Source organism: Guptibacillus hwajinpoensis (genome assembly GCF_001039475.1).
In the GTDB taxonomy this organism is placed as follows: Bacteria; Bacillota; Bacilli; order Bacillales; family Guptibacillaceae; genus Guptibacillus; species Guptibacillus hwajinpoensis.
The window spans coordinates 1,429,155-1,455,913 of sequence record NZ_LELK01000001.1 but is presented as its reverse complement, the minus strand read 5'-3'; the positions used below and the strand labels follow the sequence as shown (position 1 = coordinate 1,455,913).

At 39.0% G+C, this 26,759-nt stretch carries 23 protein-coding genes; 17 read left to right on the top strand and 6 right to left on the bottom strand.

Annotation, left to right across the window (positions count from 1 at the left end; translation table 11 throughout):
* Positions 1–19: 19 nt before the first annotated feature.
* The gene (locus tag AB986_RS07305; protein ID WP_048310205.1) at positions 20–1,021 is read left to right on the top strand and encodes a zinc-dependent alcohol dehydrogenase family protein; all 1,002 of its coding nucleotides are present in this window, start codon (positions 20–22) and stop codon (positions 1,019–1,021) included.
* 86 nt (positions 1,022–1,107) lie between these two features.
* On the opposite strand, the gene AB986_RS07300 is transcribed toward AB986_RS07305, so the two are convergent.
* Positions 1,108–1,971 (bottom strand): glycine betaine ABC transporter substrate-binding protein, encoded by an 864-nt coding sequence (locus tag AB986_RS07300; protein WP_048310204.1) that lies wholly within the window; start codon positions 1,969–1,971, stop codon positions 1,108–1,110.
* Between the two features lie 131 nt (positions 1,972–2,102).
* Here AB986_RS07300 and AB986_RS07295 point away from each other — a divergent pair, with 131 nt between their 5' ends.
* The gene (locus AB986_RS07295; RefSeq protein ID WP_048310203.1) at positions 2,103–2,297 is read left to right on the top strand and encodes a hypothetical protein; all 195 of its coding nucleotides are present in this window, start codon (positions 2,103–2,105) and stop codon (positions 2,295–2,297) included.
* A gap of 38 nt (positions 2,298–2,335) precedes the next feature.
* Here the strand turns inward: AB986_RS07295 and AB986_RS07290 are convergent, their stop codons facing one another.
* A complete protein-coding gene (locus AB986_RS07290; RefSeq protein ID WP_048310202.1) occupies positions 2,336–2,974 on the bottom strand; it encodes a LysE family translocator in 639 nt (212 codons plus the stop codon).
* Between the two features lie 571 nt (positions 2,975–3,545).
* On the opposite strand from AB986_RS07290, the gene AB986_RS07285 reads away from it, so the two are divergent.
* The 9 genes from AB986_RS07285 (at position 3,546) to AB986_RS07245 (ending at position 14,727) form a co-directional block, all read left to right on the top strand.
* Entirely contained in the window at positions 3,546–6,785 is a 3,240-nt protein-coding gene (locus AB986_RS07285; RefSeq protein ID WP_236690316.1) for a DEAD/DEAH box helicase, read from the top strand.
* A gap of 101 nt (positions 6,786–6,886) precedes the next feature.
* Entirely contained in the window at positions 6,887–7,174 is a 288-nt protein-coding gene (locus AB986_RS07280) for an HNH endonuclease (protein WP_048310201.1), read from the top strand.
* Between the two features lie 230 nt (positions 7,175–7,404).
* Entirely contained in the window at positions 7,405–8,976 is a 1,572-nt protein-coding gene (locus AB986_RS07275; RefSeq protein ID WP_048310200.1) for a glycine betaine uptake BCCT transporter, read from the top strand.
* Between the two features lie 358 nt (positions 8,977–9,334).
* On the top strand, positions 9,335–10,054 hold the full coding sequence (locus AB986_RS07270; protein ID WP_048310199.1) for an NAD-dependent deacylase: 720 nt from the start codon (positions 9,335–9,337) through the stop codon (positions 10,052–10,054).
* Positions 10,055–10,183: 129 nt separating this feature from the next.
* Positions 10,184–10,648 (top strand): GNAT family N-acetyltransferase, encoded by a 465-nt coding sequence (locus tag AB986_RS07265; protein ID WP_048310198.1) that lies wholly within the window; start codon positions 10,184–10,186, stop codon positions 10,646–10,648.
* 29 nt (positions 10,649–10,677) lie between these two features.
* Positions 10,678–11,274, top strand: coding sequence for an LOG family protein (locus AB986_RS07260; RefSeq protein WP_048310197.1), 597 nt, complete (start codon positions 10,678–10,680; stop codon positions 11,272–11,274).
* A 171-nt stretch (positions 11,275–11,445) separates the two neighbouring features.
* Positions 11,446–13,002, top strand: coding sequence for a fatty acid--CoA ligase (locus tag AB986_RS07255; protein WP_048310196.1), 1,557 nt, complete (start codon positions 11,446–11,448; stop codon positions 13,000–13,002).
* A gap of 148 nt (positions 13,003–13,150) precedes the next feature.
* Complete coding sequence (locus tag AB986_RS07250; protein ID WP_048310195.1) at positions 13,151–14,392, top strand: DHH family phosphoesterase; 1,242 nt, start codon at positions 13,151–13,153, stop codon at positions 14,390–14,392.
* A 131-nt stretch (positions 14,393–14,523) separates the two neighbouring features.
* Positions 14,524–14,727 carry a hypothetical protein gene (locus AB986_RS07245; protein WP_048310194.1) on the top strand — a complete coding sequence of 68 codons (204 nt, stop codon included), beginning with the start codon at positions 14,524–14,526 and terminating at the stop codon, positions 14,725–14,727.
* 854 nt (positions 14,728–15,581) lie between these two features.
* Here the strand turns inward: AB986_RS07245 and recQ are convergent.
* Positions 15,582–17,675 carry a DNA helicase RecQ gene (gene recQ / locus AB986_RS07240; protein WP_048310193.1) on the bottom strand — a complete coding sequence of 698 codons (2,094 nt, stop codon included), beginning with the start codon at positions 17,673–17,675 and terminating at the stop codon, positions 15,582–15,584.
* A gap of 193 nt (positions 17,676–17,868) precedes the next feature.
* Between recQ and AB986_RS07235 the strand changes: the two genes are divergently transcribed.
* From AB986_RS07235 to AB986_RS07225, 4 genes are all read left to right on the top strand, one after another.
* Entirely contained in the window at positions 17,869–18,567 is a 699-nt protein-coding gene (locus AB986_RS07235) for a DUF421 domain-containing protein (RefSeq protein ID WP_048310192.1), read from the top strand.
* Between the two features lie 17 nt (positions 18,568–18,584).
* The gene (gene fbpA, locus AB986_RS21525) at positions 18,585–18,761 is read left to right on the top strand and encodes a Fur-regulated basic protein FbpA (RefSeq protein ID WP_084006441.1); all 177 of its coding nucleotides are present in this window, start codon (positions 18,585–18,587) and stop codon (positions 18,759–18,761) included.
* A gap of 198 nt (positions 18,762–18,959) precedes the next feature.
* Positions 18,960–19,148: an aspartyl-phosphate phosphatase Spo0E family protein gene (locus AB986_RS07230; protein WP_048310191.1), complete on the top strand. Its 189-nt coding sequence runs from the start codon at positions 18,960–18,962 to the stop codon at positions 19,146–19,148.
* A gap of 457 nt (positions 19,149–19,605) precedes the next feature.
* Positions 19,606–19,848 (top strand): type B 50S ribosomal protein L31, encoded by a 243-nt coding sequence (locus tag AB986_RS07225; RefSeq protein WP_048310190.1) that lies wholly within the window; start codon positions 19,606–19,608, stop codon positions 19,846–19,848.
* A 190-nt stretch (positions 19,849–20,038) separates the two neighbouring features.
* Here the strand turns inward: AB986_RS07225 and AB986_RS07220 are convergent, their stop codons facing one another.
* Together AB986_RS07220 and AB986_RS07215 are read right to left on the bottom strand one after the other, a co-directional pair.
* Positions 20,039–20,527, bottom strand: a complete 489-nt coding sequence (locus tag AB986_RS07220) for a sigma-70 family RNA polymerase sigma factor (RefSeq protein ID WP_048310189.1) — start codon at positions 20,525–20,527, stop codon at positions 20,039–20,041.
* A 359-nt stretch (positions 20,528–20,886) separates the two neighbouring features.
* Positions 20,887–21,765: a TetR/AcrR family transcriptional regulator gene (locus AB986_RS07215; protein ID WP_048310188.1), complete on the bottom strand. Its 879-nt coding sequence runs from the start codon at positions 21,763–21,765 to the stop codon at positions 20,887–20,889.
* A 225-nt stretch (positions 21,766–21,990) separates the two neighbouring features.
* On the opposite strand from AB986_RS07215, the gene AB986_RS07210 reads away from it, so the two are divergent.
* A complete protein-coding gene (locus AB986_RS07210; protein WP_048310187.1) occupies positions 21,991–25,107 on the top strand; it encodes an efflux RND transporter permease subunit in 3,117 nt (1,038 codons plus the stop codon).
* A gap of 403 nt (positions 25,108–25,510) precedes the next feature.
* Entirely contained in the window at positions 25,511–26,344 is an 834-nt protein-coding gene (locus tag AB986_RS21120; RefSeq protein ID WP_053216070.1) for an STAS domain-containing protein, read from the top strand.
* Here AB986_RS21120 and AB986_RS07200 read toward each other — a convergent pair.
* Positions 26,339–26,674 carry a hypothetical protein gene (locus AB986_RS07200; RefSeq protein WP_048310186.1) on the bottom strand — a complete coding sequence of 112 codons (336 nt, stop codon included), beginning with the start codon at positions 26,672–26,674 and terminating at the stop codon, positions 26,339–26,341. The two genes, AB986_RS21120 and AB986_RS07200, sit on opposite strands and share 6 nt — an antisense overlap.
* Positions 26,675–26,759: the final 85 nt, after the last annotated feature.

The window sequence follows — 26,759 nt, the reverse complement described above, 5'->3', positions numbered from 1 at the left end:
AATAGAAGGAGGAAGTTTGATGAAAGCCGCAGTAATTCGAGAGTTTGGATCAGCTAGCCAATTTAGCATTGAAGATATTGAGGTAAGGGAATTAAGATCCGGTGAAATAAAAATTAATGTGAAAGCAACTAGTGTGAACCCTGTAGATCTTAAAATTCGATCAGGGGTAGCAGAGGCTTTCGCTCCTGAATTTCCTGCTGTGCTCCATGGAGATGTGGCTGGGATTGTAGAGGAAGTATATGAAGGGAGTCATTTTGAAGTAGGTGATGAGGTTTATGCATGTGCTGGTGGCGTTCTTGGATTAAGCGGAGCGCTTTGTGAACATATGATTGTAGATCAAAAGCTAGTAGCCAAAAAGCCAACAAACCTTTCTATGAAAGAAGCAGCTGCACTACCGCTTGTATCGATTACAGCATGGGAAGCTCTCGTTGATCGGGTCAATGTCCAGCCTGGACAGAACGTTCTCATTCACGGTGCAACAGGTGGAGTTGGACATATTGCGATTCAACTTGCAAAATCACTCGGTGCGATCGTATACACGACAGCATCGACACTTGAGAAAATGGAAATTGGAAAAGATCTTGGAGCAGATTACGCTATTAACTATAAGGAAACGTCTGTTGAAGAGTATGTTAATCAATACACAAATGGTAAAGGATTCGATGTTGTCTTTGATACAGTAGGTGGAGAAAACATGGAGAAATCGTTTCAAGCAGTTAAAAACGGTGGACAGGTTGCTTGCATAGTTGGTAGTGGCGAACATGACATTACACCACTTTACGTGAAAAGCGCAACTTACCATGGCGTATTGATGCTGATCCCTATGCTCACAAACGAAGGTCGCGAGCATCACGGAGAAATTCTAACACGTGTTACCCATATGGTTGATCATGGTGCCATTAAACCAATACTAGATGAAGAAACCTTCAAGTTCAGCACAATTGGTGATGCCCACGCTCGCTTAGAGTCTGGCAAAACAATCGGTAAAGTAGTAGCTGAGAATGATTTATCTAAACTATAAAAGAAAATAGATGGAAAGAAGGAACCTTCGACACAGTCGAGGGTTCCTTCAATATTAGCTAAAAAATTCAAATAATACGAGTAGAGTTATTCTGTCCATTCTGAAACTAACTCTTGATTCTCTTCAATCCACTGTTTCGCACCGGATTCTGCATCGTCAGCTTCTTTAATCGTCGCCATCAGGCTGCCTAGAGAATCATCGTCCATCTTCCATTTGTTCATCCATTCTACGATTTCAGGGTGATCTTCTTCAAAGTCTGTTCTTGTCATGTAATAAATATCGTCTGCTTCACCATATACTTTCTTTGGATCTTCTAGATACTTTAAGTCATATTCAGCAAAGGCCCAGTGTGGATTCCACAACGTTACAATAATGGGTTCCTCTTTTTCGTACGCTTTCTTCAATTCACTCATCATCGCAGGACCAGAGCTGTCAACAAGCTCATAGTTAAGATCGTACTCTTCAAGTGCAGTACGACTCATTTCCATTAAGCTAGCACCGGGATCGATTCCAACAATTTGTTCTAAACCAAGTTCTTCTTTATTTTGATTTAGCTCTTCTATACTCGTAATATCCATGTAAGAAGGTACAACTAGTCCAAGGCCAGTTCCTTCATACCAAGTTTTATGTAGTTTAAGGTCATCTTTGTATTCTTCATATAGGGGCTTGTCTGTAGCAGGTAACCAAACCTCAGCAGCAACATCCAGGTCGCCTTGGGAAATGCCAGCCCAAACAGGGGCCTTCTCCATAGATTTTAATTCAATGTCATATCCTTTTTCTTCAAGGATTACTTTCCACATATTTGACACAGCAATGTTTTCAGCCCAGTTGTTTAAACCGAAAGTCACCGTTCCCTTTGATTCTTCTTCACTTGAGTTATCTCCAGCTCCACCACATGCAGCTAGAATGGATAGTGCAGCAATAAATAGTAATAGAATTCCTCTCCTCATAAATACATTCCTCTTTCTAATTTATGTTGTAGTGCAAAAAGCACATGTTTACTAGCATAACAAATGTTACGAACTTTTGCAGGTTCCTTACGGTTAGAAGACAGTGTATGATGAAGGTGAGGGGGGAGAAAATGATAAAAATCGCAACGATCCTTATTGTTGTTTTTCTTGTTATGATACTGTTTGGTACATTAATGATTGCAGGTAAAAGTGACCCGGGCTATGGGAAGAAAGCGAAGAATACAACCCTGACGATTTCTGTTATTTATCTTTCTGTAGGAATACTTGCTGTTGCGGGGATTGCTGCTTACGTGTATTTTAGTTGAGAGCGTCTGCTATTAGTTGATGCTCTTTTGGACTTTAGCTATTTAGATGCAACGAAAATCATTTCAGCAGCTAGGTATCCAAACCGTAACCCGAAGAATAGCAATACGAGACTAGCAGTTACACTTATAGCTCTGAGCGTTCGGGGTTTCATAAGTGATTTACCAAAATGGACTGTCATACATAAGTTTATATTCCATAGACCGATTCCGATAAAGACAAGAGCGGACAAGAAGAAAGCCTGCCATTTATCAGGCTGTTGAAGAGATACGCTAAGAACAGATCCATAAATGCCGATCCAGAACAGAAGATTCATAGGGTTAAAAGCAGCAATCATAAATCCGGCAGCATAGGATGAAAAAAGGCCAGATTGTTCTTTATCTTTTTCCTCATCTAGACTAACCTTTGATAGACATCCTTGAATTCCGGAAAGTGTTAAAATGATTGCACCTAGAATTAATAGGGAAACCTGAACATATGACACCTTTACAAAAGCAGCTAATCCGAAGAACATTAAATACATAAGCAAGAGATCCGCGCTCATTCCGCCGGCACCGACAAAGAGGGAAGACCAGAAGCCTTTATGGATGCCGCGTTTCATAATTTCAATATTGATTGGACCAAGCGGTGCCGCAATTGATAATCCAAGAACAATGTGGGCTATCGCTATTTCGAACATAAAGAGCATTCTCCTTTTCAACCCGTCTGCTTTATTAGAATATAGAGAAGAGTTTTGCATTGGTACTCTGCGTAGACATTGTTGTTATAAAATGTGGGGTGGTGATTTCCGGGATGCTCTGNTCCGCGGGGCGGGCGGTGAGCCTCCTCGTCGCTAACGCTCCTGTGGGGTCTCACCTGTCCCGCTAGTCCCGCAGGAGTCGAGCACCTTCCTCTCCAATCAGCTAAATTTGTTCTTTAATCAATGATAGATTCAAAAGCAACGATCTTTTAGAGAAGGGCTTTTCCATTAAAAGAAGCTACATTCTAAATACATGTCCATCCTCTGAGAATTAGAAGTCAAATTTATAAAAAGACTCTTCTCATAAAGATTTTTCTTCTAGATATTTGGATAAGAAAGTACTCTCAGTTGATCAGGGCTAAAATCAACTGAATTATAGCAAAAGGAATAATGTTTATGAAAAGCTTTAAACATGCTATTATGCATCTTTATTTGCGTCATATTTTGAAGAAGATGTGGAAAATTGTATAATGAAGGTTACTACTACCATTGGAATTGAAGTGATGTGGATATGAACCATTTTTCGATGTTTACAAAAAGCGAAATTAAAGAACGTTTTCCCGTAAGTTTTTATCAGAGAGGATTTACTTATTATCAGAACGGGAGAGTATCTGAACTTACATATGATGAAAAAGATCAATCGTACCGGGCATACGTTAGCGGGAGTTCAGAATACAACGTATTAATTGAGTTGTTAGGTGATAATTGGTTCGGCTCATGTGAATGCGCCGCCTTTGAAACGTATGGCACTTGTAAACACTTAGCAGCTGTACTTATCGCCATTAGTGAGAACGGTCCACCTGAAGAGATAGAAAGTGAGAAACCTGTTGAGAAGCCGATCCGTAGCTATCATGAAACGAATCAACTGATACAAGTTCTTGGAGATTACCAACCAGACGTAAATCGATCTCGAATGAGATCAGATGAGCTTAAAGTAGAATTTACACTTAAAGCAAGCTCCTATCCTTCTCTTAGAAGATCTCGCGGTGACTCTCCTTGGACCGTTGAATTAAAAGTTGGCGTTAATCGTTTATATGTAGTAAAAGATATTCGCTCCTTTTTGGATGCTATTCTTGATGAGGAATCTTACTTGTTTACGAAAAAATTCAGCTATGAGCCAGATGAGCATCATTTTCAGGAGTTTGATGAGCCTCTTCTCCAATTGCTTCTTTCCATTAGAAGAAATGAAAAGGTTTATTTAGACTTACCTGACAATTGGGGGCGTTTCACTGAGAACCGAGAATTAATTCTACCTCCACTTACCGCGAATGATTTTCTAAATGAGCTACTAAAACAAGAGAGAACCATTCGATTTGAGTTTAATCGCACGCTCTACGAAGAAACTGAGGTTCATGAAGGGAAATTACCCTTCTCGTTTCAGATTGAGGAACGAGAGGACGACTATGTCCTTGACCTAAATGGTTTTCAAACAGCTGCTTACTTTCCAACTTACGGTTGGCTTTTCCATGAAGAGAACTTATATAAATTAAGCAAGCAGCAGCAAGCTCTTCTTAAGGATCTTTCGAATTTCAGAAATGCAGCTAGAAAGAGTGATCTTTCTATTTCGCAACAGCAAATTGAGCCGTTTCTTTCACAAGTAGTACCAGGTTTAAAGAAGCTTGGGGATGTAACCATTTCAGAGAAGCTGCATGAGAGAATTGTTAACCCTGAATTGAAAGCGAAAGTGTACGTCAATGCAGAAGGTCCACGTCTTCTCGTTACAGTTGAATACAAATATGGTGATGACCTTATTAATCCATTTAAAGATGATACTAGAATGGTTAGTGAGCAAGGTGGAATCATTCTTCGAGATAGTGAGAAAGAACAGCAGATCATGTCTCTTATTGAGCAGGCCTCGCTTAAATTCAATGGACGTGAGCTTTATGCCGAGGATGAAGCGCTTATTTTTGACTTCTTATACTGGACGATTCCAGAACTTAACGACCTTGCTGATGTATTTCTAACTGAATCCGCTCGTGAGTGGCTTTTAGATGAAGCCTCTTCTCCAGTTACATCAGTTGATATGGACAATAGCGGGAACTTTCTTGATGTAAGCTTTGATATGAAAGGATTAGATCAAAGTGAGATTTCTAATATCCTAAAAGCAGTGATCGAGAAAGATCGATACTATCGCCTATCAAATGGAGCATTTGTTTCAATAGAGGATGATGATTTTCAGCACGTAAGTCAATTGCTAGACGATCTAAATATTAAAGAAACAGATATTGATCAAGGGGAACTGCATCTACCGCTATACAGAGGTCTTCAGCTTGATGAGCGAATTAGTAGTGGGAAGCACGCTTCAAGATACAGTAAAGCTTTTCGAGAACTTGTCTCTCGGTTAAAGCATCCAGAAGATCTTCACTTTGATCTTCCTGAAGGGTTAGATGCAGACTTAAGAACGTATCAAATGACGGGTTTTCAGTGGTTGAAAGCTCTCGCTTACTATCAGCTTGGAGGCATTCTTGCAGATGACATGGGGCTTGGGAAGACGATTCAGAGCATCGCCTATTTGCTATCAGAGAAGCAGGAGAATCCTGATGCAACAGCTCTCGTAATTGCTCCAGCATCACTTATTTATAACTGGAAAAAGGAATTCGAGAAATTTGCACCAGATCTTCACATTGAAGTGAATACAGGGACACCTAGCGAACGAAAAGAATTGTTAAATCAAGGTCTCCAACCGGATGTTTGGATCACATCTTATCCAACATTAAGGCAGGATATTGCCCATTATGAAACAATTCAATTTGATTCCGTTATACTTGATGAAGCTCAAGCCATTAAGAATCCTGCTACTAAAACGTCCCAAGCTGTCCGTCAGATTCGTGCTACAAAGCGCTTTGCACTGAGCGGTACGCCAATTGAAAACTCTCTAGATGAATTGTGGGCTCTTTTTCATTCGATTATGCCAGGCTTTTTCCCAGATCAATCAACCTTTAGGAACTTACCACACGAGCGAATTTCACGGATGGTTCGTCCGTTTATTCTAAGACGAGTGAAGAAAGACGTTCTGAAAGAGCTTCCTGATAAGATTGAGACGGTTCAAGTTTCTGAATTAACGAAACAACAAAAAGAACTCTATATTGGATATCTTCACCGTATCCAACAAGAAACGAAAGAGAACCTTGCTGGAGAAGGATTTCAGAAAAACCGGATGAAGATATTAGCTGGATTAACACGTTTACGACAACTTTGCTGCCACCCATCTTTATTCGTAGAGAATTACGAAGGGCAATCAGGTAAACTCGAACAGTTATTAGATATTGTGACAACATCGGTTGAAAACCAAAAGCGACTTCTGATTTTCTCGCAGTTTTCTAGTATGTTGAAAATCATTCACCAAAAGTTAACTGATCTCGGCTACTCTGTGTTTTATTTAGACGGTCAAACTCCTTCTAAAGAGAGAGTGGAGATGACAGAACGATTCAATGGTGGAGAGAAAGAAATTTTCCTTATCTCACTAAAAGCCGGAGGAACAGGATTAAATTTAACCGGTGCTGATACGGTCATCCTTTATGATCTTTGGTGGAATCCAGCAGTTGAAGAACAAGCCGCTGGTCGAGCACATCGCATTGGACAGAAGAAAGTTGTTCAAGTGATGAGACTTATTACTCAAGGAACGATCGAAGAGAAAATTTATGAGTTACAGCAAAAGAAAAAAGAATTAATTGAGAAAGTCATTCAACCTGGAGAGACGATGATATCAAGCTTATCAGAAGATGAGATCAAAGATATTTTAAGTATTTGATCATCAAGCCTTCCTTTATGGGAGGCTTTCTCCATTTCTTCTAGGGGTTGCATACTAGTTGAGGAAGAAACAAACAATAATGTTCAGGAGGGGGAGAATGAATGGAGGTGTGTGAGCTCTGTGGCAGAAGTGATGTTAAATGTACGGTCCATCACTTAACTCCAAAGGAAGAGGGCGGTACTTTCAAACCTACGGCACTTCTTTGTGTTCCTTGTCATAAGCAAATTCATGCGCTTTATACGAATCAAGAACTTGCAATTAGATTGGATACAATTAGCAAGTTAAAAGAAGATGACAAAATTCGTCGTTATTTGAAATGGATCAAAAAACAACCAGGAACAAAAAGTGTGAAGATAAAAAAATCAAATGAACGAAAACGGAAAAAGTAAACACTATAGAGGTAATATATGGGGTGGGCGTAACAAATTGTAATAAATTTTCTTTTTGCTCAACTCCTGCTACGGTAGTGTTTTTTGACTTAATCTCTATAGGACATATTGCTTAGAATTGAAATTCGGTGTTTCGACATTTTTTATAGTGGTATAAATAGATAGAGGTAAAAAAGAACTAATTTGTACTGTATTTGTATACAGAAATAATTTAAGTAGAGGTGAGGTTTATGACAGAAAAAGTATCTTCAGTGTTTTGGAGCACGCTGGTTATTAGTTTAATTATGGTGGTGTGGGGAGCTACGTCTCCTGGTACTTTAGAATCAATAACTACCACAGCCCAAACGTTTATTTCAAATAAATTAGGGTGGTATTATTTAATTCTTGTAACATTACTGGTTATCTTCTGTATTTTTATTATTTTCACGCCTTATGGCAAAATCAAGCTTGGTAAGGCAGATGAAAAGCCAGAATTTACACGTCTTAGCTGGTTCGCAATGCTGTTTAGTGCAGGAATGGGAATTGGACTTGTATTCTGGGGAACAGCAGAACCAATGTCTCATTATGCGGGAAATGCTCCTACAGCAGAAACCGGGACACCAGCAGCAATTAAAGAAGCGATGCAGTATTCTTATTTCCACTGGGGTATTCACGCTTGGGCCATCTATGCAATCGTTGCACTTGTATTAGCCTACTTCAAATTTAGACATGATCGCCCTGGTTTAATTAGTGCTACGCTTTATCCAATCTTTGGTGAACGCGTTAATGGCCTCTTTGGTAAAGTGATTGATACGCTAGCTGTATTTGCTACAATTGTTGGGGTTGCAACAACACTCGGATTTGGGGCAGTACAAATTAATGGAGGTCTTTCTTTCTTAACTGACATACCAAATAGTTTCAGCTCACAACTCATTATTATTGGCGTTGTAACTGTTCTATTTATGATTTCTGCCTGGTCTGGACTAGGGAAAGGAATTAAGTACTTAAGTAACGCTAATATTGGACTAGCAGGAATTCTTTTTCTTGCTATGTTTATCCTTGGACCTACAATTTACATTCTAAATATATTTACGGATACACTTGGAGCTTACCTTGCGAATCTAGTTGCAATGAGCTTCCGTATCGCACCGTTGAATCCTGAAAACCGTGAGTGGATTAACAACTGGACAATTTTCTATTGGGCTTGGTGGATTTCATGGTCTCCATTCGTTGGTATTTTCATTGCACGTGTTTCTAGAGGAAGAACAATTAGAGAATTTCTTGTAGGTGTTCTTCTCGTTCCGTCAATCGTTGGTTTCCTATGGTTCTCAACGTTTGGAATATCTGCTATTAACATTCAACAACAGGGCATTGCAGACATTGCTTCACTAGCAACGGAAGAGTCATTATTCGGTACTTTCCAGAACTATCCACTTGGAATTGTTCTATCGATTGTAGCGATTACGTTAATTGGTACATTCTTTATTACATCTGCTGACTCAGCTACGTTTGTATTAGGTATGCAAACCACATACGGCTCGTTAAATCCAGGAACAAGCGTGAAGTTGACATGGGGAGTTACACAATCTGCAATGGCAGCCGTTCTCCTTTATTCAGGCGGTCTCCAGGCATTACAGAATGTACTAATTCTCGCCGCACTACCGTTCTCGATCATAATGATCTTGATGACCGTGTCCTTCTATAAGGCACTAAAGAAAGAGAAGTATTTAGTGGCAAAGGATCCAAAGCCTAAGAAAGAGAAACGGAAAGAAAAAAAGGGTGGCATTGATTCAGACGATCAAACAGCCCCTGCTACGAAATAACAATAAGAGAAGGACGATGAGGGAACTCCCTCATCGTCTTTTTTTGAAGGCTTTACTCTAGTGAAACTTTTCTAAAAGAGTTTTGCTATTGAAAGTGTTTTAAATCAACAACCACACTTAGCTAATTGGAGCGCAAGGAGGCTCAACGCCCGCACCGCGGAAAGCGAGCATCCTGGAGCGGAAATTAACAAGTACAAAAAGATCTATTGCATTTCCCATCTATAAAAAAGAAGTCAATACTATTTCAAACAGGTAAACAAAAAGTAGTTTTAATTTACAGACATTAGGAAATAAGGTTTAGAATAAGTGAAATGTGTGAATTGATAACTATTCGTACAGATGAAAGCTGGTGATTAATATGCTTACAGAAATGTTTCGAGAAGCCAAGCATACTGTTGTTCTTACTGGTGCTGGGATGAGTACAGAGAGTGGGTTGCCTGATTTTCGTTCTGCCATCGATGGAATGTGGAATGAAGTAGACCCACTTCAGTTTGCAAGTAGAGACGCCATGCAATTCGAACGAGATTTATTTGTTCGATTTTATAAACAAAGAATACAAAAGTTGAAAGGTGCTCGCCCTCATGCGGGTTATTACCATCTGGCTGAGTGGGAGCGAACTGGAGAAGTTGGTTTTATCCTTACACAAAATGTTGATGGCTTTCACCAACAGGCTGGAAGTCAAAATGTAGCTGAATTGCATGGGACGTTATGTGATATCTATTGCGATGAATGTGGTGATAAAGCTTCAAGTGATGGGTACTTAAACGATGAAATCACATGCGTTTGCGGAGGCTTTAAAAGACCGGGAGTCGTGTTGTTTGGTGAACCATTGCCGTTAAGTGCCATACATCAGGCGAAGATGGAAACGAAAAAAGCCGATCTCTTTATTGTTCTTGGATCATCGTTACAGGTATCTCCTGCTAATGTGTTTCCGATGGAAGCAAAAAGAAATGGTGCTAAACTTGTTATCGTGAACCAGGAAGCAACAGAATATGATTCATATGCTGATCTTGTGATTAATGATAAAATCGGAAGTGTCCTTGATGAACTAGTTCAATCTAATAATTATAAATCGTAACAGAGCTTTATATGTGTAAATACAAGAAAATACCGATGACCATCGGTATTTTTTATTTTGAGTGAATTTGCCCTGTTTTTCTTACATAGTTAATAGTAAGATGACGTTAAAGTGAGTAGGGGGGATAACGTGATCTTACTAAAGCCGATGAGCGATTTTGATTTTCATCAGTTTTTGGACTTCTCAATCGATAGCTATGCTGAGGAAAAAGTGAAGGCGGGAAATTGGAAAGAAAATGAAGCTTATGAAAAGTCGAAGCAAGAATTTAATAGACTTTTACCAGATGGACACCATACAACAGATCATCTGCTCTATTCTATAATTGATACTGAATCAGATGCTAAAGTTGGTAGTCTCTGGGTTCATTGTAAAGTAGAAGATAAAGAAGCTTTCATATATGAATTTGCTGTTGATGAAGATCACCAAGGCAAAGGATACGGAACAAGAGCTATTCAAGAACTTGAACAAATTCTTCAAGATCAAGGAATGAATGGACTTTCGCTCCATGTGTTTGGTCATAATAAGAAGGCGATCCGGCTTTATGAACGACTGGGATTTGAAACCACTAACATTAATATGAAGAAATCATTTTAGCAAATCACTTGTTAAAGGGGGAAATTGATTTGAACAAGCTTAACAAGATAACAGTATTTTGTGGTTCAAGCGAAGCTGTTGACAAGGAATACTTTACAGATGTCGAACAACTAGGACAAGTACTTGCAGAAAATAAGATTGAAGTGATCTATGGCGGAGGGAACCTCGGTCTAATGGGGGCACTAGCAAGATCGGTGCTACATCACGGTGGTAAAGTAACCGGCATTATTCCTCGAAAAATATACGAAAACGTAGCACACATTGAGTTATCAGAGCTCATTATTGTTGATACAATGCATGAACGTAAAGCTAAAATGTACGAATCTGGAGACGCCTTTATTGCACTCCCTGGTGGGATTGGTACGCTTGAAGAGTTAACTGAAATCTTCACATGGTATCAACTCGAATATCATAATAAGCCAATTGGTCTACTTAACACGAAGAACTACTATGCTCCTTTCTATACGATGCTAGAACATATGGTTACCGAATCATTTCTTCATAAGCGCTACCTAGAGCCTTTATTAAAAGAGGACAACCCGTCTAAGCTTGTTGAGCGAATTCAAACCCATACTGTTCCCTTAATGAATAAATGGAAGCAAGATGATATTGGAGATCGTATCTAAAGTACCGGAAGGAACCGGTACTTTTTTTATTTTACTGCCGCCTGAGATGATGTTCAATTCAAGAAATACGACTAATTAACTTACTATTCTGAAAAGAAAAAGGGTTTTATAGGATCGGAATGGAACTATACATACGTTAACCTAAATCGAATAACAGATGGAGGGATATGAATGTATGTAACAATTGGATCTTTATTTCTTCAAACAGTCAAAAAGTATGGTAAAGAAGAAGCGTTAATTGACCCAGAACGTGATGTAAGGTGGACATATGAGCAATGGAATGCAGAGGTCAATCGTTTAGCCAATGCTTTACTAGATGCTGGTGTGAAAAAGGGCGATCGAGTATCAACGCTTCTTTTTAATACGGTTGAATTAGGAACACTGTTTTTTTCCTGTGCAAAGATTGGAGCTGTTCTAAATCCAATTAATTTTCGATTGAAACCAAATGAAGTCGCTTACATAATCGAGGATGCTGAGCCTTCCATTTTAGTTTACGAGAAAATGTTAGAACCTGTTGTGTCTGCTATTCAAAATAATTATCCAGATGTATCATTCTGGTCAATCGATGACAGTACCCCCGCATATGCGGAAAGTTATACGCAGCACCTTCGATTATCTAGTGATGCTGAACCTGAAGCAGATGTGGATGAAAATGATTTGTATGCGATTATGTACACGAGTGGGACAACAGGAAGACCAAAGGGTGTTATGCATAGGCATAGAAGCATGGTTGAACAAAGCTTAATGTGCGCAGCATCACTGCATCTAAAGCAAGCGGATAGAGGGCTGGTTGTTGCTCCAATGTTCCACTGTGCAGAGCTACATTGTAGCTTTCTACCAAGGGTTCATTTTGGAGCAACGAATGTTATTCTACATCACTTTGATCCGAAAAAGGTTCTAGAAACAGTTGAGAATGAGAAAATTTCATTGTTCTTCGCTGCGCCTACGATGTGGAATATGATTCTTCAAGAAGACTACTCGCGTTATGATCGAAGCAGTCTACGTGTTGGACTATATGGGGCAGCACCGATGGCACCTTCTCTCGTTACGGCTGTAAAGGACCTATTAGGAATTAACTTAATTCAAGCGTATGGCATGACGGAGATGGGTCCTGCTGTTACCTTTCTTGATGAGCACGAACAACTCGCTAAGGTAGGCTCTGCAGGTCGTGCGGCTATTAATCATGAAGTGAGAGTTGTTCGTCCAAATGAACATGGCCCATCAGAACCTGAAGATGTCCTTCCAAGTGGAGAAGTTGGAGAGATTATTGTAAGAGGTCCTTCGATGATGATAGGGTATTACAATAGGCCTGATGCATCAGAGACAGCTATGTATAAAGGATGGTATCATTCGGGAGATTTAGGTTATATGGACAAAGACAATTATTTATACGTATCAGATCGTGTAGACGATATGGTTATTTCAGGTGGTGAAAACGTCTATCCAAGAGAAGTAGAAGATGCGATTCACGCGCACGCTGCTGTACTAGATGTTGCTGTCCTAGGTCAGCCTGATGAGAAGTGGGGAGAGGTGGTTACAGCTGTTGTTGTTAAGAAATCAGAGGTAACAGCTGAAGAACTTGATCGCTATTGCAAAGAAAGCCCGAATCTAGCTGACTACAAACGTCCGCGAAAGTATATTTTTGTAGATGAACTTCCAAGAAATGCGAGCGGTAAAATACAAAAATTCCGACTCCGGGAACAGTTTCAAGTTGAACCTAACGTATAAACTTTCGATTAATGTGTTGGACAGGGTATGTTAAAACCCTGTATAATGGAAAAATTACAAGAAGAAGCGGGCTTATGCTCGCTTTTTTCTGTTTATTCATGAATTATAATCTGTCGTACATACTAACATGGAAAGGGAGGAAAAGCTGATGATTAAGTTGTTTACTGATAGCGATCTTGATGGCACTGCCTGTGCACTTATTGCAGAAATAGCATTTGAAGATGATGCCAACGTCACACATTGTACATACCGCAACTTAGATAAAAGGGTAGAGGATTTCCTGCAACAGAATACTAATGATCCTGTTTTTATTACCGATCTATCTGTAAGTCGTGAGGTAGAGCAAAAGCTCGAATCGCGTTATCAAACAGGAAGTCACGTTCAAATGATTGATCATCATGCAACAGCGATGCATTTCAATGAATATGAATGGGGCTTTGTGGATCCAGGTAAAGAGCAAAAGACATGTGCTGCTACTCTGTTTTATCAATTTCTACTTGAAAAAGAAAAGATTGAGCGCATGGAAGGCCTTGAACAATTTCTTGAGCTTGTACGCTTGTATGACACGTGGGATTGGGAAGAGGAGAATGAAGTTGATGCGAAACGACTGAACGATCTATTCTCAATCATGGGCAGAGAAACATTCAAATCAGAAATGCTTCGTAGGCTAACACGTGAACCTGATTCATTTTCTTTTCATGAATCAGAAGAGATGATTCTTGATCTTGAAGAACGTAAAATCGAACGCTATATTCATCAAAAGAACCGTCAGCTTGTTCAAACGTTTATTGATGAATACTGTGTCGGTCTTGTTCATGCTGAATCGTACCATTCTGAATTAGGTAATGAGTTGAATAAACGAAATCCTCACCTTGACTTCATTACAATTATAAATGATGGTAGCAGGAGACTTGGTTTCAGGACGATTCATGATGAAGCTGATGTATCCGAATTCGCGTCTCGTTTCGGCGGTGGTGGGCATCCTAAAGCTGCGGGTTGTGAATTGAATGAAGAGACATTTCCTGTATTTGTAGAAGAACCATTTGCCGCAAAGCCGCTTAAACCTGATGCAGATCGCAATCGTTTAAATCAGCGTAACTCTGAAAGTGGTTCTTTCTATGAAAACCATGATGGGAAGATTAGTTATATTCGCCCAGGTCAAGGAAATGAATGGGAAGTCATGTGCGAGGGAGAAATAGAGGACATAACATTCCATTGTTTTGAAGATGCTGAACGTCATGTGAAAAGAAATTATCAGGCCTGGTTGCGATCTGACCGAGCAGTCATTGATGATTTTGTTAGAGTGCTTCCTCTTACAAAAGATCAGGTAATCGAACGATACCATACAATGATTGAAGCGATGCTACATCAAAAAGAAGATGCTCTCTAGCTGAGGGTATTTTTTTTGGAACGACGCAGTAGACTGTTTCTTATTCCACGAACATGGGTAAAGAATACTGCATGCCCATAGCGCAACCTTTGCGTTGTAAGCTTGTAATTTGGGTGTGAAAGGAGAAAACAGTGAAGCGAATGCAAGGTAACAATCGTTACTCTCAAGTCCTTTACCAGACACAGAAAGCCAGGGCACGATGCATGAAGTTGGAGAAAGAACCGTACATCAGGACCATCGCGACACTAACTGGGTTCTCAGAAGAAGAGATCTTGGAATCTCTAGAATTTGGTGATGTCGATTACATCATGAAGCTGCGATTGCACTATAGTTAGTTACAACGCACTGTGTTGTGAAGCTATTAGGGCATGCGTCTCTTTGGAGCATGATAACTAAAGGGTGCGGCTTATCACATAGTCACCTTCTAACCGACTATTTCAACCTAGTCGGTTCTTTTTGTACGTTTTAAAGAAAAAAACGTTTTGTATAAGGAAATCCTACCGGAGAGTCTCCACGTGTTCTAAAAAAATGTTTCTATAAGAGTGGGGAATTTCCGCTCCAGGATGCTCGCTTTCCGCGGGGCGTGAGCCTCCTCGTCGCTAACGCTCCTGCGGGGTCTCACCTGTCCCGCTAGTCCCGCAGGAGTCGAGCATCCTTCCGCTACAATTAGCGAAGTGTGGTTTTCTTTACAAAATTTTTTCGAAAGCAACAATCTTCTAGATAATAACCTAAAAAACGTTTATTTAAAGGAGTTCCTTGCAAACGAATGTTCACGTTTGGGAAATTATGAATGATTATAAAGCATGATAAATATGAATGGCTTTCGATCCACATATTACATTTGAAATAAGCAATCATCATTTCGACCACTCTTATACGCATTCTTTTCTTGCATATTGAAGAGAAATTAATAATTTTCCTTATATTAAGGCTATGTTAGCTCAATTGTTGAATTCTCGATTTTTGGCTCATTCGAGTGAAACCCCAGTTTCACTCGCCTTTCAGCTCTGCTGAAAGGTCGCCCTGTGGTGACCAATCGCCTGAGCAAATTCATTTGCTCGAAGCGATTGGTCACCACAGGGCGTAAATGTGCCAAAAATCAACACTATTCATTAACATAGCCTATATTAAAGAACGCGAATTAGATCATCGATCTAATTCGCGTTCTTTGTTTGTGCAATAGATAATGTTAAGACTCAACGCTTTTTTGTTGCCTATGCTTCGACAGGGCAGCTTTGATCTGGAAATATGTGATCTCATCTGAGAGTGCTTCTTTCAAAGGCTTTAATTTGTCAAACCCAAACGATTCTGCGGCTTGAATAATGTCGTGAAAGACGTCACTAGGAAGAAATGCATCCACGTTAGTTATCAAACCTTCTTCAATGGCTTTTAGAAGGTGTCCTTCAACAGTTGAAGGACTTAATCCCCTTGTAGCAGCAATGATTGAAATATCTTTTCCTTCTTCAAATAACTTAAGTGAAGCTTTGTGACTTGCTTCATCAGAGGACTCTGGCTTCGCATTTGCAGCTGAAAGTAGTTCAAGGAAATCTTTCCCGTATTTCTCATATTTCATATCGCCAACACCTTTAATTTCTAGCATTTCCTCTCGGGTAGAAGGTGTCTTAGCACTCATTTCACGTAGTGTGCTGTCGGCAAACACTACATATGGAGGGACGTTGTCTTTATCCGCAATTTGCTTTCGAAGCGTACGAAGCTGAGTGAAGAGTTGATCGTTTTCTTCAATCGCAACAGGTTTTCTTGCAACTTTTTTAAAAATGGTCTCTTGTCCCTTTAGAACAGGCAATGTTTTTTCTTGTAATACAAGGGTAGGATACTTACTCTCAGTTAGAACAATGAACTGTTCAGCTGTAAGGAAATCAATCATATCCACAATATCTTGCTGCGTGAAATGTTTTAATAAACCAAACGTTGAAACCTGATCAAGTCTTAGCTCATTAATCCGTTTCGATTTCGAACCTTTTAGAATTTGGGCAATAATCGTTTTGCCAAATCGTTCATTCACTCGTTTAATCGTTGAGAAGATCATCTGTGCTTCGCGTGTGATCTCAACTGACTCTCGGTCGTCAATGCAATTGCTACATTTCCCACATTTATAGCCTGGGCGATGGTCACCAAAATAATGGAGAATCGTCCCTTGCAGGCATTTCTCTGTGTGACAGTAGTCAACCATGGCTTTCAATTTCGTCAGCTCTGCTGATTTCCTGGATGTATCGTGCTGGTTTTGATCAATAAGAAATTTCTGCACATGAATATCTCCAGGAGAGAAGAGGAGAAAGCAATCACTTGGTTCTCCGTCTCGACCAGCTCTGCCAGCTTCCTGATAATAGGACTCCATGTTTTTCGGAAGATTATGGTGAATAACAAATCGCACATTGGATTTATCGATCCCCATTCCGAAAGCATTTGTAGCAACCATTACTGAAATGTTATCGAAAAGAAATTCTTCCTGAGCACGTTTACGCTGTAATTCTGTCATGCCGGCATGATATTTACCTACGTTGATTCCTTGTTTTTGTAATGATGAATAGAGCTGATCTACTTCTTTTCTAGTTGCTGCGTAAATAATTCCTGACTCAGAAGGATTCTTACTAATATAATTGTCGATAAACGATTTCTTCTTTTCGCCTTTTACGACAGAGAAGTGCAGATTCTCACGAGCAAATCCTGAAATATAGGTTTGTTCTGTAGAGATATTTAAAATACGTTGAATATCACCGATTACTTCAGGAGTTGCAGTTGCGGTTAAAGCAATTACGGGAGGTTGTTCACTGAAATGGTTTAGCATGCTACTAATTTTCATGTAGCTTGGTCGAAAGTCATGTCCCCATTGTGAAATACAGTGTGCTTCGTCAACGGCAATGAGAGAGATTGGCGTTTCCTGTAGTAAGCGTTGGAAAGTTGGAGCCTCTAGTCTTTCTGGAGCAATATAGAGGAGCTTGACTTCACCGTTACGAGCTCCTTGCATTTGTTCTTGAATTTCTGTATCGGTAAGTGAGCTATTAATATAAGCTGCATCTATTCCATAGCTTCGCAGTGCATCGACCTGATCTTTCATTAAAGAGATTAGAGGCGAAATTACAATTGTTAGTCCATCTGATAGTAAAGCTGGAATTTGATAACAAATTGATTTACCACCACCGGTCGGCATAATACCAAGTGTATTATGGTTGGTTAGAATACTCGTGATAATGTCTTCCTGACCACCTCTAAAGTGGTCATATCCGAAATAATGTTTGAGTTGATCTCTTGCTACTTGAAGCATCGTATCTTCCTTTCTACCTCACAAGAAGTTCGTTTGCTTTACTCATCTTACCGTATTGTTTGATATGTGTATAGAGAACGTATCTGAGATTTTCAGAGGCAAATCAAAAGCAGGATATTATGAATTAATAATGGGCAAACTAAGCAAATAGGGAGAAAGAAGGTTTCAATTTCATGTAAGGGGGAAATAGACGATGGGTGATTGGATTGAAATTGTCCTAAGGTCACTATTAATTCTTGCTGGGTTATTTGTTATTACAAAATTACTAGGCAAAAAGCAACTATCCAAGCTATCTTACTTTGAATACATTGTGGGCATTATTATAGGTGATATTGCCGGAAGCTTATCAATGGATGCAGAAGCTAATTTAGTAAACGGTGTAACAAGCATCTTAATATGGACCCTCATCTCGATCCTTCTTAGTTATGTGTCTCTTAAGAATAAGAAGGTCAGGGATATTGTAGAGGGGAAAGCAAGGGTATTTATAAAGGATGGCAAAATTCTTGAAGGCAATCTTAGAAAAGAACGCTTTACTTCGGATGAATTGCTTGAAATGCTGCGAAAGAAAAGTGTTTTCTCCGTTAGGGAGGTAGAATTTGCACTACTAGAAGCAGATGGAGAGTTAAGCGTATTACTTAAACGAGATTATAGAGCTGTAAAGCCTTCTGAATTATGGCTTCAGCTACCAGAAGATAAAGAACCAAGGACTGTCATTATGGATGGTCAAATCATAGAAGAAATGGTAGAAGAAGTTGGTAGAAATAGAGGATGGCTTCAAGAGATGCTTGCGGATAAGCATGTGAACGTAGAAGATGTCTACCTTGCACAACTTCACTCTGATGGTAAGCTTTCCTTAGATTATTATCATGACAAGATTGAGCAGGAAGAGTAGATTGATGGAGGAAAGTTATGGAGAAAGTTTCGTCTCATACAAAGGAAGAACTGATTGTGCAGTTACTAGAAAAAGGAATTTATAAAGTTCAGCATAAACAACTATATGAATGTTCAAGGACTGAATTGTTCTATTATTACTTATCAATTACAAGAGATTCACTTCAAGTTCTTTCTACAAAGATTAGTTCTTAACAGCTTCATTTTCTGAAGCTGTTATTTTTATTAGAAGAATGGACTTATATCAAGAACTAGTGCGAATAGTTTAACGAACGCTATTCTTGGAGATTGCAGTTGTTTTTGTCTAGTTTTGACGAAAGCCTTCACAATGCATAGGAAAATTTGGATAATAGTTTGTAAGTAAGTAAGTAAGTGAAGAAGGGGTGGTGCACCTTGTTATATGTTAAACAGGAAACGAAAGAAGAGTTACTTCACTGGATTAAACGTAAGCAAGAAGAAATGATTGAAATTGGTACAGAGAAAGGCATTTCTCACGAAGAAACGTTGCAGTGTAGTCAGGAGTTAGATCATCTTTTAACTTCTTATCAACGATTGGCCTCTATCAACCAACTTAGAAGTTAACCTCTGTATAGAATGAAAGATCGCTTCTTGTACAACTGGAGGGTAATCATTCTGTAATTCATTAATACAATCACGAATTTGTTGAATAAGTAACAATTCCTCACGAACAGCATCTTTCATTTCAACAACCTCCTCAATCTTAAGTCTGTATGACAATCATTACAAATAATACGCTAAATCGTCAATCCTTTTTGCGAAAATTCGTTCATTTGGTGCTAAAATATTTTATTTATTCAGTCAATTGAGGACTTTTTACCTATTAGTTGAAAGCTACATACATAACGTTGTTGAAATTTCTTTAAAAACTTGCATTCAATGTTTGAACATATCGAATAAAAATTATATACTAGAAAGGACGGGTTTTGGTGCCCAATCTTTTTGGGTCCAAACCTCTGTTTATTTCTATACCATTCATTTTAACGTAAATGATGATTTGATTGATAAAGGAGGTCTAGCAATGAAGGAAGGAATTCATCCAAAATACCAGCAAGTTGTATTTTTAGACGTTAGTACTGGTTTTAAGTTTCTAACTGGTTCTACTATGGGATCTAACGAAACAATTGAGTGGGAAGACGGTAGCGAGTATCCACTAATCAAAGTTGATATCAGCTCTGAATCACACCCATTCTACACTGGTCAGCAACGCTTCAACGATGCTGGTGGTCGTGTTGAGAAGTTCAAAAAGAAATACAACCGCTAGTAAAAGTAGAAAACACTCCGTTTTACGGAGTGTTTTTTTATTTGATATCTAATTGAAAGTAAAGTGATCTTTGCTTAAGGCTTTTTTGTAGGCGATGTTGCTGTAAGAGTTGGTGAATTTCCGCTCCATCTGCTAAGTGTAGTTTTTTAAATATTTGTTTCAAATGCAACAATCTATATAGGAATAAGTCCTACATACGAGTTGAATTGAGTTGCTTTCTTATTTTTGATAGTGCGCTTTTTCTCCATGATTTCACTGCCTCAATACTGACTCCTTCTGTAAATGCGATTTCTTTTAATGATTTCTCCTCTTCTATTGCTTGCTGCAGCCATGTTCTTTGTTTTATCGTTAAGCCCTTTTTATACCTTTCAAGATCAGAATCACTATGAAGCATGGAAGATGAATCTGGATGGTCTTCAAAGACAGATTGTGTTTGAAGCTCTTTATAAATTCGAATTTCCTTTCTACAGGCATCCAGTAGCTTACCGCGCACTTTTACATATGCATAAGCAGAGAAGCTACCCTTTGTTTCATCGAAACTCATTGAACACTCCCATAAAGCAATAAGAGCATCTTGTTCATATTTTTGATACGCATGTGTTAAGTTCAACTTTTTGATTTGATTTTTGATTAGTGGGGTGAAGCGAACAATTAACTCTTCAAATTCTACTTCTTTCAATCCATTTCTCCATTGTGAGTGCACCCATCCTGAATTCCGCCGGTAAGTAGAAGATAAGCGATCAGGAGATAAGAATCACTTGAGGATATAGACAATAAAAGAAGTTGCGTTCTAGGCATACAGTGTATAACTAGTAGAGGGATTAGCAATATCAATCTATAAATAGAGCGATAACTGCTCATTAGAGCAATTAAAAAAACGATCTGTAATCAGATCGTTTAAGGGGTAGAAGTTAGGCTTTTCGATAGCAAAGCTGGGCGTTAATTCCTTTTAATTGAAGTTCGCGAACTATGCGTCTTAATTCTTCTTTTGTCAGGAGCGGCTCTTTCACAATCTTCCACCTCCACAAATTTGTCATACTAGTCAAGGTCTAGTGCATCAACAAGGTTAGCTGTATAGGAATCGAGTTCTGGAACTCCTTCAAACTGATGAAGCATTCCTTTAAAAATGAAGCTGCGCGGTCTTTCGTTCTCAAGTTCCTTCATAAGAAATCGAACGGTTTCAATTAACTCCTCTTTCTTACGATCTTTCATTGTTAATTGGTTAATCGTTGTTTCCATTTCACTTAATAGGATTATTGGAGAAGTTTGTTCGCATGAGTCTGGTTGAGTTGCTTGGTAGATGGAATAGGCTTGATCGAGAGGAAGGAAAGGTTTCGTGTGGTTTCTTAACATTCCTTCTACTACGTCATGCATCCTGCTCATAATGAAAGCAGGTAATTGTTCTACATTTAACTCGATGTCTTGTAAAACAATTAACTTCATGTATGAAGAGAACATCCCATCTAAGAGAAGGACACAGTCAGGTAGAATCGGTGTAATTCTATCACCATATAAATCTTTAAGACCGCTCGCTAGCGTTTGAAGAGAGTTAATTCTAATCTTCATGATTAACTCGTCAATATCTTTGTTCATCGCAATAGCTTGTTCCCTGAATTGCATAATAATAAACTCTTTATGGTGCAGAATTTCTTGTGCTTGTGTTTGAAGAAGCTTCTGAAGGCGTTCTTCAGGTGTATAGGAATCTAGGTTTACTTCAGCTACCTTTTGTTGTAGTTTCTCGTAATAATAAGAAAATATGGAATAAAGTACATCATCCTTCGATTGAAAATGAAGGTAAACAGCTCCTTTAGATATTCCACTTTCATTAGCGATTTCCTGTATAGACGTAGAGTGGAATCCTTTTTTGGCGAAGAGTTGCATAGCTGTTTCAAGGATCAACTTCTTTTTTTCATTCATGTCACACCTCTGATCGACAGCACAATGAACTGTCAGGGTTCTTATGACCAATTGGTCATTAATAGTATAGCACGAATGATTTAGTTTTACTAACTCATTAAAAGTCTCCTATAACAGTAAAAACATTAGAAAGTATTTCTCTCTTGAAATCATTCCTTTTATTCAGTATAGTGGTTCTGTAATGACCGGTCAGTCATAAGAGTTGATTAAAAGGAGTGAACGTAGTTGAAGAAGCTGATTCAATTCTCGTTGAATAATAAATTTGCAGTTTGGTTATTAACAATTATCGTGACAGTTGCGGGATTGTATTCGGGATTTAATATGAAGATGGAGACAATCCCGAATATTAATACCCCTCTAGTGTCTGTTACGACAATCTACCCTGGTGCTACACCAGAAGAAGTATCGGATAAAGTATCAGAACCTATTGAGAATAAGGTGGAAAGTCTTTCGGGAGTAAAAGTTGTTAGTTCTTCTTCATTTGAGAATGCCTCGAATGTTCAAATAGAATATAACTTTAGCAAAAATATGGACGAGGCTGAGGACGAAGTGAGGGAAACTCTCCAAACTCTGCAGCTACCCGATGAAGTACAAGATCCTGACGTATCTCGTCTAAGCTTTAATGCGTTTCCAGTTATGTCATTAAGCGTGTCAGAAGAGGACCGTAGTTTAGCGGCATTAACACAAAGAGTAGAAGATGATGTTCTTCCAGCTATTGAAGGCGTTGAAGGCGTATCTTCTGTATCGATTGCGGGTCAAGAGATAGAGAAAGTTTCTCTTACATTCAAAGATGATCAGTTAGAGGAAGCTGGTCTTGATGAAGAAACGGTTAAGAATATCATTAAAGGTTCCACTGTAACATTGCCATTAGGATTATATGAATTTCAAGATAATAAGAAAGCAGTTGTAGTCGATGGCAATGTTTCGACACTTGACGATCTTAAGAATCTAGAAATTCCAGTTATTCCGTCACAAGGAAGCAACGCTGGAAATCAGGTATCACAAGGTCAAGCAAGCCCTCAAGCTGCTGCAAACCCTGCTATCCCTACGATAATGCTTGAGGATCTAGCAACGATTGAATTAGTGGGTGAAGCAGAATCTATTTCACGTACGAACGGTAAAGAGTCTATTGGAATCCAAGTTACCAAAACGGCGGATGCTAATACAGTGGACGTAGTAAATGGCGTGAAAGATGAAATTGCTTCACTTGAAGAAGCAAACAATGATGTAAGCATCGTCACAATATTCGATCAAGGTGAACCAATCGAAGAATCGGTTAGTACAATGCTGAATAAAGCTATTGTTGGAGCGATATTCGCAGTTCTTATTATTTTGCTATTCCTGCGAAACATTCGTTCAACGATCATTTCAGTCATTTCAATACCATTAAGTCTTTTGATTGCACTTCTAGTATTGAATCAGCTTGACATCACATTAAACATTATGACACTTGGAGCCATGACTGTTGCCATTGGACGGGTAGTCGATGATTCCATAGTGGTCATCGAGAACATATATAGAAGAATGGCAATGGAAGGCGAAGAATTGAAAGGGAAAGAACTGATTTCTGCAGCAACGAAGGAAATGTTCATTCCTATCATGTCATCAACAATCGTGACAATTGCTGTGTTTCTACCGCTAGGATTAGTTCAAGGACCTGTTGGAGAGCTTTTCTTACCATTTGCCCTTACAATTGTGTTCGCACTTCTTGCTTCACTTCTCGTAGCCGTTACGATTGTACCTGCTATGGCGCACTCTCTATTTAAAAAGGGACTTGTCAAAAAAGGAACAGAAAGTAACGAGAAGGAAGAAGGAAATAGTCGTCTTGCTAATGGTTATAAGAAGGTATTGAAATGGACTCTAAATCATAAGCTCATTACATTCGGAGCAAGTATCTTATTATTAGTTGGAAGTCTATTTCTAGCGCCAATTGTAGGAGTGAGCTTCTTACCTTCTGATCAACAAAAGATGATCGTTGCAACGTATAATCCTGAACCAGGACAAACGACAGAAGAGATTAATGACCTTGCACTTGAAGCAGAAGATTACTTCCTTTCAAAGAATGATGTTACTACGATTCAATATTCAGTTGGTGGAGAAAACCCTATGAATCCGGGTGCTAGCAATCAAGTTCTATTCTTTGTTAGTTATGAAGATGATGCAGAAGGGTTTGAGGAAGAACGTAAAGCGGTTCTTGAAGATCTGAAACAAATGAATGAAACAGGCGAGTGGGGATATCAGGATGTTTCAGCGTCTGGTGGAAGCAACAAGATTACTCTTGTGGTGAATGAAGAAACCATGAATGATCTTGGTCCAGTTGTTGATCAGGTCTCATCCATGCTTGAGAAAGAAGAAAATCTGACTAATATAAGCTCAAGCATTTCTGAAGCGTATGATCAGTTTACAGTTGTAGCTGACCAAGAAAAGTTAAGCGAACTTGGCTTAACGGCAGGACAAATTGGAATGGAGCTTCGTAACTCTGGCGAGGCACCTGTTCTTACAACTGTCGATAAAGAAGGAGAAGAGATCAATGTCGTTCTTGAAGTCGATAAGAAGACTTTTGAAGACAAAGCAGATCTTGAGGACACAACTATTTCGTCACCACTTGGTGTGGACGTACAACTAAGTGACGTGACGACAATTGAAGAAGGACAATCAGCTAATACAATTACACGTCGTGATGGCAAAGTGTATGCCAATGTAACAGCAGAGGTGCTTGATGATAATATAGGTAAAGTATCAGCGGATGTTCAAGAATCCGTTGATAACATGGATTTACCTGATTCATCTGAAGTAACGCTTGGTGGCGTGACTCAGGATATTAATGAGTCGTTTACACAGTTAGGCCTAGCGATGGCTGCTGCTATTGCGATTGTCTATCTTGTGCTTGTTATTACGTTTGGAGGCGGTCTAGCCCCTCTTGCGATCCTATTCTCACTTCCATTTACTATTATTGGTGGTCTTCTGGGGCTACTAGTAGCAGGGGAAACAATTAGCATATCCTCTCTTATCGGAATGCTCATGTTAATTGGTATTGTTGTAACAAATGCGATTGTATTGATTGACCGAGTTATTCATAAAGAAAAAGAGGGATTATCAACCAGAGAAGCGCTGCTGGAAGCAGGTGGAACTCGTCTTCGTCCAATACTCATGACGGCTCTTGCAACGATCGGTGCACTAGCGCCACTTGCATTTGGGTTAGAAGGCGGAGCATTAATCTCCAAGGGACTTGGTGTAACAGTAATTGGTGGCTTAACAAGTTCAACGCTGCTTACGTTAATTATTGTTCCAGTCGTTTATGAATTCTTCATGAAATTCAGCAGGAAACCAAGAAATAAATAAAGAATAACAAACGAGGTCTCTTCTTTAGAGACCTCGTTTTTGTTAAATCTATACCTCTTTATTAAAGGCTCTTTTCTAAGAGATTGTTGCTTTTGAAACAAATATTGAAAAAACCACACTAAGTGATTGGAGCGGAAGGAGGCTCACCGCCCGCCCCGCGGAAAGCGAGCATCCTGGAGCGGAAATTACACCACTCTTATTGCAACAATGTCTACGAAAAGAGCCTTATTAAAGGACATACTTCGCTTATTGGAGCGGAAATCAACCACTAATTTTATAGTAACAAAAGAGCCTATCTTAAAAGTGAATGTGTAATCTTGACGATACTTTCAAACTGTAAGTGTACAATCTGTTGGTTTCGGGAATCAATAAATTATCAATTAATTATGGGAGAGACGTGCCAATGGATAAAGTAGAAAGTATGTATGTTGATTATTTTCATGAACGTCTTGAAGAAATCGGAGAGAAATGGACGAGTAGATTACAAATTCTTGTTGATGAGAAAGAGGCAACTGATACTGCGGTTCTGCAAGTACCGGAATTAAAAAAAGAAATCCAAGCTTTTTGCTCAGATTTCGTAAAGCAAATGATCTTTCTTGAATCAAATAGACGCGATGTCCAGGAATGGGCCGGAAGAATTGTTGAGATTTTTGCGTATCATACGTTTTCTCTCCAACAATCAGTCGCAAGTTTAACATATTTAAGACAAATTCTATGGGATGTAATGGTAGAATTTAGCGCGCAAGAAGATCAGCTTATTGAAGCAAGTCAACTAGCTGAGTGGGGAAGTTATATGAACAAATCTTTCGATCTTCTTCTTCATAAGGTTACTGTGTACACGAATCAATTAAATCAAGAACAAATTGAAGCTCAGAAAACCAAAATATCGGAACTAAGTGTTCCGATCATCCCTGTTTCAGAAGAAATTGGTGTTCTACCATTAATCGGTACAGTGGATACGTATCGAGCAAAGCTCATTCAGCGTAAGGGGATTGAGCAAAGTTCTGCACTCGAACTCTCTTATCTTGTTATTGATTTGTCAGGTGTACCAGTCATGGATACAATGGTAGCGAATGAAATCTTCCAGTTGATTAAAATGCTTGAATTATCAGGGGTCGATTCCATTCTTACAGGTATTCGTCCGGAAATCGCGCAGACAGCCGTGCAATTAGGAATCGACTTTACAAATGTCCGAACTTACGCTCACCTTCACCAAGCTCTTAAAGCCATACTATAGAATATAGTTAAGATGTTTGTGGAGCAATTGGTAATCGCCATGTTTAATAAGAAAGAGAGCAAGGATATAGTTGCTATGTCGTTTTAGGCTACTTATTCGAAAAAGAAATTGTTTAGCAAGTTCACGATATGGTAGCTTTTTAGCTTTAAACACATGATCAATAAGTGACTGAGTCTCCGCTAATTTCAATGCAACATCTCTACACCATGCCCTTGTAGAAGCATCTGTAGGCATACTTGCGGGGAGGTGCTGGATCGAAATTCGGAAAAGGTTTAGCTGTTCCTGATAACGAATTATTTCTTTTTGAAATGGTACATTTACCTTCATCATAGTTCGAATACCATGCCACTTTCTATTAGATTTTACTATATAAACGCTGTAATGTGTTGATTATACGGCTAACTAATCAACTGGT

Excerpts from the sequence above, each read along its gene's own strand:
- AB986_RS07305 (WP_048310205.1), top strand. The coding sequence starts at position 20 with ATGAAAGCCGCAGTAATTCGAGAGTTTGGATCAGCTAGCCAATTTAGC.
- AB986_RS07300 (WP_048310204.1), bottom strand. The coding sequence starts at position 1,971 with ATGAGGAGAGGAATTCTATTACTATTTATTGCTGCACTATCCATTCTA.
- AB986_RS07295 (WP_048310203.1), top strand. The coding sequence starts at position 2,103 with ATGATAAAAATCGCAACGATCCTTATTGTTGTTTTTCTTGTTATGATA.
- AB986_RS07290 (WP_048310202.1), bottom strand. The coding sequence starts at position 2,974 with ATGTTCGAAATAGCGATAGCCCACATTGTTCTTGGATTATCAATTGCG.
- AB986_RS07285 (WP_236690316.1), top strand. The coding sequence starts at position 3,546 with ATGAACCATTTTTCGATGTTTACAAAAAGCGAAATTAAAGAACGTTTT.
- AB986_RS07280 (WP_048310201.1), top strand. The coding sequence starts at position 6,887 with ATGGAGGTGTGTGAGCTCTGTGGCAGAAGTGATGTTAAATGTACGGTC.
- AB986_RS07275 (WP_048310200.1), top strand. The coding sequence starts at position 7,405 with ATGACAGAAAAAGTATCTTCAGTGTTTTGGAGCACGCTGGTTATTAGT.
- AB986_RS07270 (WP_048310199.1), top strand. The coding sequence starts at position 9,335 with ATGCTTACAGAAATGTTTCGAGAAGCCAAGCATACTGTTGTTCTTACT.
- AB986_RS07255 (WP_048310196.1), top strand. The coding sequence starts at position 11,446 with ATGTATGTAACAATTGGATCTTTATTTCTTCAAACAGTCAAAAAGTAT.
- AB986_RS07250 (WP_048310195.1), top strand. The coding sequence starts at position 13,151 with ATGATTAAGTTGTTTACTGATAGCGATCTTGATGGCACTGCCTGTGCA.
- recQ (WP_048310193.1), bottom strand. The coding sequence starts at position 17,675 with ATGCTTCAAGTAGCAAGAGATCAACTCAAACATTATTTCGGATATGAC.
- AB986_RS07235 (WP_048310192.1), top strand. The coding sequence starts at position 17,869 with ATGGGTGATTGGATTGAAATTGTCCTAAGGTCACTATTAATTCTTGCT.
- fbpA (WP_084006441.1), top strand. The coding sequence starts at position 18,585 with ATGGAGAAAGTTTCGTCTCATACAAAGGAAGAACTGATTGTGCAGTTA.
- AB986_RS07225 (WP_048310190.1), top strand. The coding sequence starts at position 19,606 with ATGAAGGAAGGAATTCATCCAAAATACCAGCAAGTTGTATTTTTAGAC.
- AB986_RS07215 (WP_048310188.1), bottom strand. The coding sequence starts at position 21,765 with ATGAATGAAAAAAAGAAGTTGATCCTTGAAACAGCTATGCAACTCTTC.
- AB986_RS21120 (WP_053216070.1), top strand. The coding sequence starts at position 25,511 with ATGGATAAAGTAGAAAGTATGTATGTTGATTATTTTCATGAACGTCTT.
- AB986_RS07200 (WP_048310186.1), bottom strand. The coding sequence starts at position 26,674 with ATGATGAAGGTAAATGTACCATTTCAAAAAGAAATAATTCGTTATCAG.